This is a genomic window from Mesorhizobium sp. M7A.F.Ca.MR.176.00.0.0, assembly GCF_004023165.1.
GTDB lineage: Bacteria > Pseudomonadota > Alphaproteobacteria > Rhizobiales > Rhizobiaceae > Mesorhizobium.
This window is the reverse complement of the sequence record NZ_RZTC01000035.1, coordinates 13,111-25,302: the sequence shown is the minus strand read 5'-3', so window position 1 is coordinate 25,302 and position 12,192 is coordinate 13,111. Positions and strand designations below refer to the sequence as shown.

General features: G+C 63.4%; 12 protein-coding genes. 3 read left to right on the top strand and 9 right to left on the bottom strand.

Annotated features, from left to right (window positions below):
• Positions 1-20: 20 nt before the first annotated feature.
• Complete coding sequence (locus tag EOB59_RS14155) at positions 21-1,022, top strand: NADP-dependent oxidoreductase (protein WP_128288604.1); 1,002 nt, start codon at positions 21-23, stop codon at positions 1,020-1,022.
• Positions 1,023-1,042: 20 nt separating this feature from the next.
• Here the strand turns inward: EOB59_RS14155 and EOB59_RS14150 are convergent, their stop codons facing one another.
• The 3 genes from EOB59_RS14150 to EOB59_RS14140 all read right to left on the bottom strand — a co-directional run bounded on the left by EOB59_RS14150 (position 1,043) and on the right by EOB59_RS14140 (position 3,301).
• Positions 1,043-1,516, bottom strand: a complete 474-nt coding sequence (locus tag EOB59_RS14150) for a VOC family protein (protein ID WP_164895650.1) — start codon at positions 1,514-1,516, stop codon at positions 1,043-1,045.
• Positions 1,517-1,559: 43 nt separating this feature from the next.
• Positions 1,560-2,708 carry an amidohydrolase gene (locus tag EOB59_RS14145; RefSeq protein WP_128288602.1) on the bottom strand — a complete coding sequence of 383 codons (1,149 nt, stop codon included), beginning with the start codon at positions 2,706-2,708 and terminating at the stop codon, positions 1,560-1,562.
• Positions 2,709-2,857: 149 nt separating this feature from the next.
• Positions 2,858-3,301 (bottom strand): SRPBCC family protein, encoded by a 444-nt coding sequence (locus EOB59_RS14140; RefSeq protein WP_128288601.1) that lies wholly within the window; start codon positions 3,299-3,301, stop codon positions 2,858-2,860.
• A gap of 419 nt (positions 3,302-3,720) precedes the next feature.
• Between EOB59_RS14140 and EOB59_RS14135 the strand changes: the two genes are divergently transcribed.
• The gene (locus tag EOB59_RS14135) at positions 3,721-3,864 is read left to right on the top strand and encodes a hypothetical protein (protein ID WP_127271038.1); all 144 of its coding nucleotides are present in this window, start codon (positions 3,721-3,723) and stop codon (positions 3,862-3,864) included.
• 96 nt (positions 3,865-3,960) lie between these two features.
• Here the strand turns inward: EOB59_RS14135 and EOB59_RS14130 are convergent, their stop codons facing one another.
• Complete coding sequence (locus EOB59_RS14130; protein WP_128288600.1) at positions 3,961-4,653, bottom strand: DUF2270 domain-containing protein; 693 nt, start codon at positions 4,651-4,653, stop codon at positions 3,961-3,963.
• A 158-nt stretch (positions 4,654-4,811) separates the two neighbouring features.
• Here EOB59_RS14130 and EOB59_RS14125 point away from each other — a divergent pair, with 158 nt between their 5' ends.
• On the top strand, positions 4,812-5,546 hold the full coding sequence (locus EOB59_RS14125; protein WP_128288599.1) for a gamma-glutamylcyclotransferase: 735 nt from the start codon (positions 4,812-4,814) through the stop codon (positions 5,544-5,546).
• Here the strand turns inward: EOB59_RS14125 and EOB59_RS14120 are convergent.
• From EOB59_RS14120 to EOB59_RS14100, 5 genes are all read right to left on the bottom strand, one after another.
• Positions 5,533-7,509, bottom strand: a complete 1,977-nt coding sequence (locus EOB59_RS14120) for a glycoside hydrolase family 127 protein (RefSeq protein ID WP_128288598.1) — start codon at positions 7,507-7,509, stop codon at positions 5,533-5,535. The two genes, EOB59_RS14125 and EOB59_RS14120, sit on opposite strands and share 14 nt — an antisense overlap.
• A 14-nt stretch (positions 7,510-7,523) precedes the next feature.
• Entirely contained in the window at positions 7,524-8,381 is an 858-nt protein-coding gene (locus EOB59_RS14115) for a carbohydrate ABC transporter permease (RefSeq protein WP_127398214.1), read from the bottom strand.
• On the bottom strand, positions 8,381-9,301 hold the full coding sequence (locus EOB59_RS14110) for a sugar ABC transporter permease (protein WP_127381884.1): 921 nt from the start codon (positions 9,299-9,301) through the stop codon (positions 8,381-8,383). The genes EOB59_RS14115 and EOB59_RS14110 overlap by 1 nt, the downstream gene beginning before the upstream one ends.
• Positions 9,302-9,472: 171 nt before the next feature.
• A complete protein-coding gene (locus tag EOB59_RS14105) occupies positions 9,473-10,720 on the bottom strand; it encodes a sugar ABC transporter substrate-binding protein (protein WP_128288597.1) in 1,248 nt (415 codons plus the stop codon).
• 63 nt (positions 10,721-10,783) lie between these two features.
• Complete coding sequence (locus EOB59_RS14100) at positions 10,784-11,827, bottom strand: LacI family DNA-binding transcriptional regulator (protein ID WP_127272522.1); 1,044 nt, start codon at positions 11,825-11,827, stop codon at positions 10,784-10,786.
• Positions 11,828-12,192 lie beyond the last annotated feature (365 nt).

Below are 12,192 nucleotides of genomic sequence, written 5' to 3'. Positions count from 1 at the left end.
TCTCTCAGAAAGTCACTGCCATGAAGGCATTCGTCGTCGACAAATACAGCAAGAACGGCACGCTGCGGCTGGCCGAAATGCCGGAGCCGAAACTCGGGGACAGTGATGTGCTGGTCGAGGTCCACGCCGCGGCGGTGAACCTGCTCGATTCCAAGGTCAAAACCGGAGAGTTCAAGCTGATCCTGCCCTATCGCCGGCCGTTCATCCTGGGTCACGACGTGGCCGGGAGGGTTGTCCGCGTGGGATCGAAAGTCCGCAAGTTCAAACTCGGCGACGACGTCTATGCGCGGCCGCGCGATGGCCGGATCGGGACGTTCGCCGAGTTCATAGCCATGGATGAAGCCGACGTGGCCCTGAAGCCCGGGAACCTCAGCATGGAGGAGGCGGCCTCGATCCCGCTGGTCGGCCTGACCGCCTGGCAGGCGCTCATCGAAAGGGCCAACCTGAAGAGGGGACAGAAGGTCTTCATTCAAGCCGGATCCGGCGGCGTGGGGACATTCGCCATCCAACTGGCAAAGCATCTCGGCGCGACCGTTGCGACCACCGCCAGCGCGGCGAGTGCCGGCCTGGTCAAGGGGCTCGGCGCCGATGTCGTCGTCGACTACAGGAAAGACGATTTCGAAAAAGTGCTGTCGGGCTACGACGTCGTCTTGAACAGCCAGGACACAAAGACACTTGGAAAGTCACTGAATGTTTTGAAACCGGGGGGCAAGCTCATCTCCATCTCCGGCCCACCGGATCCCGACTTCGCCAGGGAAAAAGGACTGAACATGGTGCTGAAGCTGGTGCTTCGCCTGCTGAGCCGCGGTATTCGAGCGAGAGCCAAGCGCCGTGGCGTGACGTTCTCGTTTCTCTTCATGTGGGCGCAGGGCGAGCAGTTGAGCAAGATCGCATCGCTCATCGAAGCCGGCGCGATCCGCCCGGTCGTCGATCGGGTCTTTCCCTTCGAGGCGACCAACGAGGCGCTGGCCTATGTCGAAACAGGACGCGCCAAGGGCAAGGTCGTCATCAAGGTCCGATAGCAACTCAGCTGCGATCGAGGTCAGCCGCGCCGGGCTGCATCGATCGCCGCGACGTCGATCTTCGTCATCTCCATCATTGCATCAAAGGCGCGTTTGGCTTCCTCGCCGCCGGCCGCCATGGCCTCGGTCAACGTGCGCGGCGTGATTTGCCAGGACACGCCCCATTTGTCCTTGCACCAGCCGCACGCGCTCTCCTGGCCGCCATTGCCGACGATGGCATTCCAGTAGCGGTCGGTTTCCTGCTGATCGTCGGTGGCGATCTGGAACGAGAAGGCCTCGCTCTGCTTGAATGTGGAGCCGCCGTTCAATCCGATGCAGGGAATGCCGGCAACGGTAAATTCGACCGTCAACACGTCGCCTTTCTTGCCGGACGGAAAGTCGCTCGGCGCACGGTGAACGGCGCCCACCATGGTGTCGGGAAAGGTCTCCGCGTAGAAGCGCGCCGCAGCCTCGGCGTCCTTGTCGAACCAGAGGCAAATCGTGTTCTTTGGCATCTTTGGCATTGCGTGTTCCTTTCGGCGTTGGAATTGGCGGAGGTCAACCCAGGAGATTGCGTGCCGTGCGCATGAAGATCCTCGACCCGATCGGGATCAGGTCGTCGGGAAAGTCATAGTCGGGATTGTGCAAGGCAGGATGCCGCTCGCCTGCACCGAGGAAGAACATCGCCGATTTGGCACTACGGCCGAACAGGCCGAAATCTTCCGAGGCGCGCATCGGCAGGGCTTCTTCGCCGTGCGCGACGCCCTCTTCATCGAGCGCGCGCCGCAGATGCTCCACCGCGTCCGGCGCGTTGACGCTGGCGACGAAGATCTCGTGATAGTCCCAGCGGGCGGAAAGGCGATGCTCGCCCGCGATCCTGGCGACCAGTGCTTCGGCAGCAGCGCAAAGGTTCGCCATGCGCTCGTCACGCCGGGTGCGCAGCGTGGCCCACACCTCGGCGTGAGCCGGCGAGATGCCGAACACGGCTTCGCCCATCGCGGCATGGGTGACCGTCAGCATGGAGAAGTCGTCATCGGCGAAGGTCCCGCGCCCGAGCGCCGGCAGCGCCGGCATCAGCTCACTGACCGCCAGCATCGGCGAAATGCCGGTCTCCGGCATGGACGAATGGGCGGTCTTGCCCTCCAGCACGATGCGCATGCCGCGTGAAGCACAGTTGACCACGCCGGCTTTGAGCCGCACCTCGCCAAATGGCACGCCGGGCAGGTTGTGCAATGAGAAAGCGAAATCCGGAGCAATCTCGCCGAAGCGCGGATCGGCGACGACGCCTGCCGCGCCATTGCCGGTTTCCTCCGCCGGCTGGAACATCAGCACGACGCGGCCGCTTGCAGGCCTTTCGCGCCCCAACTGACGGCCGAGGGATGCCAGGATCGCGGTGTGTCCGTCATGGCCGCACATATGCGACTTGCCCGGCACGCGCGACGAATGCGGTACGCCTGAAAGTTCTTCGATAGGCAAGGCATCGAGTTCCGAACGGAACAGCACCGTCGGCCCCGCTTTGCCGCTGTCATATATGGCCGCGACGCCGTGCCCGCCGAGTTGTGTCAGCACCTTGTCCGGCCCCGTATCGGCGAGGAAGGCGACAACCTCCTTTGCCGTCTTTTCCTCTTCATTCGAGATTTCCGGGGCCTGGTGCAGCTGGCGTCGCCACGCGGTCAACTCGATGATGTCTCGGTTGGTCAGAGTCATGCTTTTTCAGCCTCCGCTGCATTCTTCATTGACACGTCCAGTCACAGGGGATGTCGATGATGAATTGCTAGCGACAAAGGGCAGTTCCCGCCACAGTCCAAGTCTCACGCTTCGGCAGGCCAGAAACGACCCGTTCTTCCGGCCCCAGCCTATTGATTGATTTCGGGTTCGACGAGCTTTGCCAGGTTTCTGAGCGACTCCTGCCAGCCGAGATAGCAGGCCTCGACCGGAATGACGTCCGGAATGCCGGCTTGGGTGATATCGATTTCGGTGCCGACCGACACTTTTTTCAAGGTCACGGTGACCCGTATCTCGCCGGGCAGGTTGGGATCGTCGAACCTGTCGGTGTAGAGCAGGCGCTCGCCCGGGACGAGTTCGAGGTACTCGCCGCCGAAGGAATGGCTGTCGCCGGTGGTGAAATTGCGGAACGACATCTTGAACGTGCCGCCGACCTTTGCCTCGAAACTATGGACCGTGCAGGTGAAGCCGTTTGGCGGAAGCCACTTGGCCAGCGCGTCCGCTTCAACGAAGGCGCGATAGACCTTTTCCGGGCTGGTCGTCAGGACGCGGTGCAAACGTACGGTGCCGGGCATAGCTGGATCCTTTCATGAATGCCTGTTCGATACCCCAAGGACGGACGAAGCCTGGCCAGTCCGACATTGGTTTGCGAATTTTTTGACAGCGTGCGGCCTGTGTACGCCGCGGGCCTGCCGTTCGACCAGCGCTTATCAACACCAGGCTCGGGCGAGGCGGCTCTGGAGCTGGCGTCATCTGCTAAATTGAGCTCCTGAGCCATCTTGTTGTTCAGGCGCGGTTTTCCCGATTGGCGCGAACAGGCAGCGCGTCCCGGCCAATGCTTCGAACGCCGCTAAATAGGGCAGCGCGTCTTTGCCGTCCATGTGCCGATCATTCGAATTTGCATCTGATCAGAGTTGATTTCCTATCAGGCCGTTAACGCGGCCATGCTGTTAATCAGCATTTGCTAATGAGTCTTTCGAACCCGAGGCAAGCAATGACCAAGAATCTCGGCAATGCACGTCATACGCCGGCGAAGGACCTGCAGGTCTCCCTTCTAGGCAAAGCCGCGCCGGCACTGTTTCCGCTGGTCGTAGCGGCGCTGGGCTACATGGTTGGCAAGCAGTTCTTCGGCATCTAGGCGCGCAGTTCCGTTCTCCCAAACGTTTCGGCGGACCGACCATTTCAACGCGCGGGCCGCCGTTTGCATTGCAGCGACTTGTTGCGGGCATAAACGTCAAACATGCACCTCGCCAAAGGACAGTTCGCCGTCGTCATCGGCCGTGAAAAAGACGATGGCAAGCAACCCGACATAGAATGCGGCCACGATAACCACGATCGCCACACCGGGAACGGGGCCAAGGGCGGCGCTGTCCACGGCTTGGCGAAGCGAGCCGGCAAAGCCGGTCCTGACGCCCACGGTTTGAAGGCTGGGTGTGGATATCTTGAGCACCCAGGCCAGCAACAGGATCAGGAACAGGTAGATGTAATTTCGCCGCAGCCGACGGGCTAGCGCGACGCGCTGCGACAGCAGGAATTTCGGCGCGCGCAGGCCTTCGCCGACGATGAGCAGCCAGTCCGAGGCGAAGTCGGGCTGTGGGGAAAAGATCTGGGCGAAATAGTGGCGTTCGAACTGGCGTACGCGCGCCCGATAGAAATCGAAGAACCGATAGCGGCGCGCCTCGATCCACAGCAGCAGCAGGATCAGCAGCATGGCGAACAGCAGCACGCCGTGATGCGCACTGGCCGTCGAGAGTGATACCGAAAGCAGCGCCGCCACCACCGTGATTGCCCAGTTGGTCGTCAGGTCGAGCCGGTCGCGCCATCCCGCCATGCGAGTGATCTCGGCGCGATGGAAATGGGATAGCGTGTTGACGCGCTCCGCCGATGAGAGGACGGGACCAACGGGCTTTGCCGACGCGTCGTTCATGGCATCCTCCGGCAAGGAACAGAACAGTTTGCCGGCAACATCGTTCCAAGACGCGTCACGCAAGAGCGGCATCGGCCACTCGTGATCTATCTCGGCTGCACGGCCCTTGAGAATCCTTCAGCCTTCAGCAACATGGCGGTAGGACTGGGAGCGCGAAGATGAGCAAGGCCATTTCCACCGCATCATCGAGGGTCCCGCGCAACACGCCGATGGCGCTGACCGAGGCGTTGGTCGCGCGCACCATGCGTGCTGTCGAGGATGCCGGGCCGACGCCGGGCATGGTTCACATGACCGATGCCGACTATACGCGCATCCGCGACGAGGTGCTGGCCGGCGCTCCGGCCGGGTCGCTGAAACTATTTGCCTATGGCTCGCTGTTGTGGAAGCCCGCCGGCGAGGTGACGGGCGGAGAACGCGCGGTGGCCAGCGGTTGGCATCGTTCGTTCTGCTTCACGGTGCAGCGTTTTCGCGGCACGGTCGAGCAGCCCGGCCTGATGATGGCGCTCGATCGCGGCGGCCAGTGCCAGGGCATGGTGTTCGAGATCGCGGAACCGGTGGCGGCTAACCTCGAAGCGCTCCTGCGCCGCGAAATGACCATCCTGCCCGCCGTCAACGTGCCGCGCTGGCTGCAGGTCAGGACCGAAGGCGGCCCATGTCGCGCGCTTGGCTTCGTCGTCGATCCCGCCAATCCGCGTTATGCCGGCAACCTCGACAAGCAGGCGATCGCGGCGACGCTGGTGACAGCCGTTGGTCATTGGGGCTCGGGCGCGCAATATCTTTTCGAGACGATCCGCCACCTCGAAGCCTGCGGCATCCGCGACCGCAATTTGTGGCGGCTGCAGGAACTGGTGGCCGAAGAAATCGGGCTAACATCACAACTCACCCGTCCCTGAGCCATACCAGCATCTCGCCGGGCTCGCGGTTGTCCCAGGCGAAATAGGGAATGGCGGTCAGGCGTGTCTCGGCGGTGGCCGGCGGCTCGGGCCTGTACAGCCCGTCCTGCCACCCGTCGGCGGCATCGGCAAGTGCCGCGGTCGACAGCGTTACCACACCGCCGAGAAGTTCCGGCCGGTGCTGCGCTTCGATGGTGGCCGTCCGCGGCAGCGTCAGGCGATGCGGCTGGCTGTCATTGTCTGATGCCTCGACGCAATAGATCAGCGGGCCGCGCGACAGCGCGACTCGGCCGGCATCCTGGCGCACCTGCGGGTTGGCATAGAGCCGCTCGATCGGCATTTCGAGATCGAGCCGGACATCATCGCCCTTCTTCCATGTCCGCTTGATCGCGGCGTAGCCGTCGCTGGTGATCTCAGCCAGCTTGATGGCCTCGCCGTTCACCTTCAACTGGGCACTGGCGCTCCAGGCGGGAATGCGCAAGTGCAAGGTGAATTCGACCGGCGCCTGCGGTTCAAGCGTGATCTCGACGGCGCCGTCCCAGGGATACCTGCTCGCCTGTGTCAGGCTGACCGGGACGCCCGATATGTCGAAACGGGCGGTCGAGTCGCCATAGAGGTGGATGGCCAACGCATCGTCGGCCAGGCTGTAGAAATAGCTGCCGATCGAGGCGACCATGCGACCGATATTGGGTGGGCAGCACGGGCAGCGGTGCCATTTCCACCTGTTGTGCTTGCCCCGGCTTTCCAATGGATTCTCGTAGAAAAACAGCGAGCCGTCGAGCGACAGGCCCGAGATCGAACCGTTGTAGAGGGCGCGTTCCATCATGTCCGCGTAGCGGGCGTTCGGCCCCATGCCAAGCATGCGGCTGGCCCAGAACACCAGGCCGACCGCGGCGCAGGTCTCGGCATAGGCGCTTTCGTTGGGCAGGTCGTAGTCGCTGGTGAACCCCTCATTGTGCGCCGACGGTCCCAGTCCGCCGGTGACGTAGAGGCTCTTGGTGGTGAGATCGTCCCACAGAAGGTCGAGTGCTGCTCGCAGCGTATCATCGCCATATTCGGTCGCGATGTCGGCCATGCCGGAATAGAGGTACATCGCCCTGACAGCATGGCCGACAACCTTGTGCTGTTCTCGCACCGGGATGTGCGATTGGCTGTATTCATAGGTCTTGAAATGATAGGCCTTCGGGTCGGCGCCGCGGGCGCGGGCCTCCTCGTCGAAATAATGCGGCTGCTGCCCGCGCTGGTCGATGAAGTATCTGGCCAGCTCCATGTATTTCCGCTCGCCTGTCACCCGCGCCAGCTTGACCAGCGCCAGCTCGATCTCCTCATGTCCGCAATAGCCCTTCTTCTTGCCGGGCTCGGGGCCGAGCACCGACGCGATATGGTCGGCATAGCGGCACATGATGTCGAGCAGCTTGCGTTTTCCCGTCGCCTGGTAATAGGCGACCGCGCCCTCGATCAGGTGGCCGGCGCAATAGAGCTCGTGGCAGTCGCGCAGATTGGTCCAGCGCTTGCCGGGCTGGATGCGCTGATACCAGCTCGAGAGATAGCCGTCCTCCTGCTGCAGCTTGCCATACATGTCGATGACGGCATCGATCTTCTTCTCCAGTTCGGGGTTCTTGCGCCGGTAAAGCGAATAGGCCGCGGTCTCGATCGTCTTGCCGAGATCGGAATCCCAGAACATCTGCGTGGTCACCGTCGATCCAGTGAATTCCGCGCCCTGGCGGTCGGCTTCGTCGGGGGAGGGCGAGTGGAAGGGGATGACTATGCCGGGCGAGGGGCGGTCCGGATCGATCTGCTCCAGCATGCGGGCCTCGACGCAGCGCTCGTAGAGGATGTCGGCGGTGCGTGTGGCGACAGCGTCGGCGCGGTCGCCCCAGAAGCCGTGCACGTCGACCTGCGGCACCGGCAGCGGGCGGAAGGCGAGCTTCGGTTTTCCTTTTTCGGATGGCGATGCGGTCATGAACTTACTCCATTCTATTTGACGGCCCCGGCCATCAGGCCGCGGATGTAGAAGCGCTGCAGCGCCAGGAAGAGGATGAGGCACGGCACCATCATCACGGTGACGCCCGCCTGCACCGCGCCCCAGTCGATGGCGCCAAAGCGGCCCGACTGCAGTGCGGTCATCATCACCGGCAGCGTGAACTTGGATTGGTCGGTCATCAGCACGAGGGCGGCGAGGAATTCGTTCCAGGCGCCGAGGAAGGCAAACAGGGCGATGGTGACGACGCCCGGCCAGACCAGCGGCAGCATCACCTTCAAAAGCATTGTGAGATTGCTGGCACCGTCCATGCGGGCGGCCTCCTCGATTTCGCGCGGCACGGCGTCGAAGGCGTTGCGCATCATGAAGATCGAGAACGGCAGTTGCAGCGTCACATAGACGCCGACCAGGCCGGTCAGGGTGTTGTGCAGGCCAAGCTTGGTCAGCACCAGGAAGATCGGCGTCAGGATCGACTGGAACGGGATCATGATCGTCGACAGGATGAGGATAAAGAACAGGTCCTTGAACGGAAACCGAAACCGCGAAAAGCCGTAGCCGGCCAGCACGCTGACGGCGACCGACAGCACGACCGTCATCAGCGAGACATAGATGCTGTTTTGCGCAGAGGCCCACAGCCCGTCGCCGAAGCTGTTGAGCGTGGCATAGTTCTCCAGCGAGAACCCCGACGTCGGCCAGGGCGGCAGCGGCGGCAGGCGTGCTTCGGCCGCCGGCTTGAACGCCGACAGCACCGCCCAAACAATCGGCGCGGCGAACAGCACCGAGGCGACGATGCCGGTAGAATGCTCTGCGACGCGGCTCAGGAGCCGGCGGCTACGGGAGGCTGCCTGCGCCATCAGTCGAGACCCTCCGGCTTGCGCAACAACCATAGCTGGACGAGGCTGAGCGCCACCAGGATGACCAGCAGCACCATGGAAAGTGCCGCGCCATAGCCGAGCTTGAACGACACGAAGGACTGGTTGAAGATCCAGTAGACCGCCGTCAGCGTCTGGTTGCGCGGGCCGCCGCGCAGGATGATGTAGAATTGGTCGAAGGCGAGGATCGAGCCGGCGACCGACAGGATCAGCGCCAGCGCCAGCGTGCGGCGCATCAGCGGCAGGGTGATCGCCCTGAACCTGGCGAAAGGCCCGGCACCGTCGATGACGGCCGCCTCCTGCAGGTCCTGCGGGATCGATTGCAGGCCGGCCATCAGGATGATCATGGTGAAACCGGCGACCTTCCAGACGACCATGGCGATGATCGACCAGAAGGCCGGCTGGAAGGTGGCCAGAAGGTTGAACTTCCTGTCGATCAGTCCGAGGTCGTAAGCGGCCGGGCTGAACAGGCCGGAATCGACATTCAGCAACCACGACCAGAGCAGGCTGGCCGAGGCGAAACCGACAACCGCCGGCATGAAGAACATGGTGCGGTAGAGATTGGTCAGCGGCCGCGGCCGTTCGACGAACAGCGCCAGCGGAAAGGCCACCACGAAGATCGCGATGGTGACGATCACCGTGTAGAAGGCGGTGAAGCGCAGCGCGTTCCAGAACCTGGTGTCGCGCAGGATGGCGACGTAATTGCCGAGGCCGATAAAGCTGTGCTCGCCCATCAGCGGCCAGTTGTGCAGCGACATCCACGCCGTCATGCCGAGCGGGATCAGGAAAAAGACGACGACCAGCGCGACAGCCGGCGCGACATAGAGCAGGCCGATCCATTGTTGGCGGCTGGCGACCCTGCGGGCGCGGGGCGGGGCAGGGGTTGCTGCGGTGATGGTCATGGCTGTTCCCTTGGCGCTGCGTCCCCCTCCCCCTTGAGGGGAGGGTCCGGCCGTGGGCCGGGGGTGGGGTCCTCTGCGGAGCGCGCGACATCAAGAAACGTCGAGCACTGCGGTGGCGACCCCACCCGGACCTGCGGTCCGACCTCCCCTCAAGGGGGAGGTGAGGTTGGGCTATTTCTGCGGCGCCTGGTCGATGATCGACTGCATCGTCTCTTGTGCGTTGGCTATGGCGCCGTCGACATCGTCGCCGAAGAAGACCTCGTTGATCATCTGCGTCCACGGCCCGTTGGCGGAGTTGATCAGGTCGTTGAACACCACCGAATAGGGCGTCTTGCCCTTGGTCATGGCCTCGGCGGCGACCTGGTAGCGCGGATCGAGATCCTTCAGCGCTTCCTTGGCGATGTCGCCGCGCACCGGCAGGCTGCCGTATTTGGCGAGGATGGTCTGGCCTTCGAGCGAATAGGCGAAGTCGAGGAACTCCTTCACCACGGGCAGTTTCGTGGTGCCCTTGGTGACGACGAAATTGTCGCCGCCGGCAAAGGACGACCAGCCGCTGTCCTTGCCCGGCAGGAAGGTGACGCCGTAGTCGATATCGGGATACTGGGTGTTGAGCGCGCCGATGGCGAAGGCGCCGGACGGCGAGATGCCGATATTGCCGGCGGCAAATGCCGCAAAGAAGTTGGCGCCGGTATCGGTCTGCCCGCCCGCCGGCACCAGATCCTTCTTGACCATCGAGCGGTAGAGATCAATGGCGCCGCGCAGCTGCGGGCTGTCCAGCGTCGCCTTCGAGCCGTCTTCGCTCAGGATGTCGCCGCCAGACGCCCAGATCAGCGGTGTGAAGGTGAAGATGTTGCAGCCGCCGCAATTGCCGGAGAAGTAGAAGCCCTTGATGTTGCCGCCGAGCGCGTTGACCTTCTCGGCATCGGCCGCGATCTCGGCCCAGTTGGCCGGACCTTTTTCGGGGTCGAGGCCGGCCTGCTTGAACAGCTTCTTGTTCCAGATCAGCACCGAGGCGTCGGCGGAGAAGGGCAGGCCATAGATGTGATCCTTGTAGGTGCCGGTCTTCACATGCGCCGGCGACAGGCTGGCAAAATAGGGCAGGGACTTTGCCCAGTCGGTAATGTCCTCCAATTGGCCGGCTGCGGCGAAGGAGGGCGTGTAGATCAAGTCGAGCGACAGCGCGTCGGGCGCCGTGCCGCCGGCGGCCGCGGCGCCGTATTTCGGGATGATCTCGGCATTGGGAATGATGTCGAGTTTGACCTGGTTGGTGTGCGCCTTGTTGTAGGCATCGACGATCCTCGGCATGAAATTCGAGCCGTCGGCGCGCACCCAGATGTTGGCCGTCTCGGCGGCGGCAGTGCCGAGACCGCCACCCAGAACGGCAGCGGCCAGGGTCAGTTTGGCAATCAGGTTCCTCATGTTCTCCTCCTCCAAGGTTGGCCGCGGTCCGCGGCTTGGCGCCGATTGCGCGGCGCTTCGTTTTCAGCCACCCGGCGGATGGCCGCATGACTGCCGCACCACCAGCCGGCACGGCAGTTTTCGAATGCCCGGCGCGGCGGGCTTGCCGCCGACCAGCGAAAGCAGGGTCAACCCGGCCTCGCGCCCGAGCGCGACAAGGTTCATGTCGACAGAGGTCAGCGGCGGGCGCGTCGCCTCGGCCACGATCTCCCAATTGTCGAAACCGATGACGCCGACATCACTGGGGACGTCGAGGCCGCGTTCGCGCAGCGCATCGATGACGCCGCGCGCGATCTGGTCGTTGCCGCAGAAGACCGCGTCCGGCCTTTCGCTTTTGCCGTCGAACAGTTGCGCAACCGCCTGGTGACCCCAGGCTTCCGACCAGGAGCCGAGCAGCGGCTCGCTGACCGTCAGGCCGTTTTCGACGAGCACGTCGCGGTAAGCCTGGACGCGCGCGTGCACCACGGCAAAGCTCGCCGGCCCGGTGACGTGGGCGATGCGCTTGCGGCCCAGCCGGCAGAAATGCTCGACGGCCAGCCGGGCGCCGCCAACATCGTCCGAGACGAAGGCGACGGCGTCGGGATCTGGCTGCGTGAAGGCATAGATCACCGGGACGCGCAGATTGGAGAGGTCGACGGGCAGATGGCGATCGATGCGCTTGCCGGTGGCGATGATGCCATCAACGCGCTTGTCGAGCATGGCGTCGACATGCATCTGGCCCAGCCGCGGATCCTCCTCGACATTGCACAGGAACACCGAGACGCCATTGTCGACCAGCGCGTCCGAAATGCCCGACATCAGCGGCAGCGAGAAGCGGCCATAGGTATCGTTGGTGAGCAGGCCGACGGTGAAGCTGCGCCGCCGGAGCAGGCTTTGCGCCAGGCTGTTGGGCCGGAAGCCAAGCCGCCGGGCGGTCTCGCGAATGCGCTCGCGCGTCTCGGCTGTCATCCGGCCCTGGCCATTGAGTGCCTTGGATGCGGTGGCGACACTGACTCCGGCCTGGGCGGCCACGTCACGCAAGGTGACTGGCTTGGAAAAGACCGGAACAGGCAGATCGTCCGATGGCATCGCGCCGAGATCCTTGGTTGGGAAAAGGTTTTCTCTTACCGAGCCGGATGAGGCCCGGCTGGTGGCCGAGCCCAACGACAATTGCTTGGGAAAACCTTTTCTCAGATGAAGCTAAGCCAGATCGAATCGCTGTTCAAGGGGAAAGTTGGTTGGCCTCCGCTCCTCTCCTCCGAAATGCAACCCGGGGTATAAAGCAGCCTCGGAAGCGCGTAGCTCAGGGGAAGAACGTCAGTCGCAGTGCTGGAGGCCCTCGGTCGAGACGGGGCGGGCTGCCGCTTGGGCGTGAGGGATCGCAACTCTGTGCCGGAAGCTAGGCCCGGCAAGGTTGGCTGGCGAACACTCTGAAACTCGATCCCGAAAATTCT

What these genes read in the sequence shown, in the direction of transcription:
- EOB59_RS14110 (WP_127381884.1), bottom strand. Translation starts at nt 9,301, where the DNA reads ATGACCATCACCGCAGCAACCCCTGCCCCGCCCCGCGCCCGCAGGGTC.
- EOB59_RS14135 (WP_127271038.1), top strand. Translation starts at nt 3,721, where the DNA reads ATGACCAAGAATCTCGGCAATGCACGTCATACGCCGGCGAAGGACCTG.
- EOB59_RS14105 (WP_128288597.1), bottom strand. Translation starts at nt 10,720, where the DNA reads ATGAGGAACCTGATTGCCAAACTGACCCTGGCCGCTGCCGTTCTGGGT.
- EOB59_RS14120 (WP_128288598.1), bottom strand. Translation starts at nt 7,509, where the DNA reads ATGACCGCATCGCCATCCGAAAAAGGAAAACCGAAGCTCGCCTTCCGC.
- EOB59_RS14115 (WP_127398214.1), bottom strand. Translation starts at nt 8,381, where the DNA reads ATGGCGCAGGCAGCCTCCCGTAGCCGCCGGCTCCTGAGCCGCGTCGCA.
- EOB59_RS14100 (WP_127272522.1), bottom strand. Translation starts at nt 11,827, where the DNA reads ATGCCATCGGACGATCTGCCTGTTCCGGTCTTTTCCAAGCCAGTCACC.
- EOB59_RS14145 (WP_128288602.1), bottom strand. Translation starts at nt 2,708, where the DNA reads ATGACTCTGACCAACCGAGACATCATCGAGTTGACCGCGTGGCGACGC.
- EOB59_RS14140 (WP_128288601.1), bottom strand. Translation starts at nt 3,301, where the DNA reads ATGCCCGGCACCGTACGTTTGCACCGCGTCCTGACGACCAGCCCGGAA.
- EOB59_RS14130 (WP_128288600.1), bottom strand. Translation starts at nt 4,653, where the DNA reads ATGAACGACGCGTCGGCAAAGCCCGTTGGTCCCGTCCTCTCATCGGCG.
- EOB59_RS14155 (WP_128288604.1), top strand. Translation starts at nt 21, where the DNA reads ATGAAGGCATTCGTCGTCGACAAATACAGCAAGAACGGCACGCTGCGG.
- EOB59_RS14125 (WP_128288599.1), top strand. Translation starts at nt 4,812, where the DNA reads ATGAGCAAGGCCATTTCCACCGCATCATCGAGGGTCCCGCGCAACACG.
- EOB59_RS14150 (WP_164895650.1), bottom strand. Translation starts at nt 1,516, where the DNA reads ATGCCAAAGAACACGATTTGCCTCTGGTTCGACAAGGACGCCGAGGCT.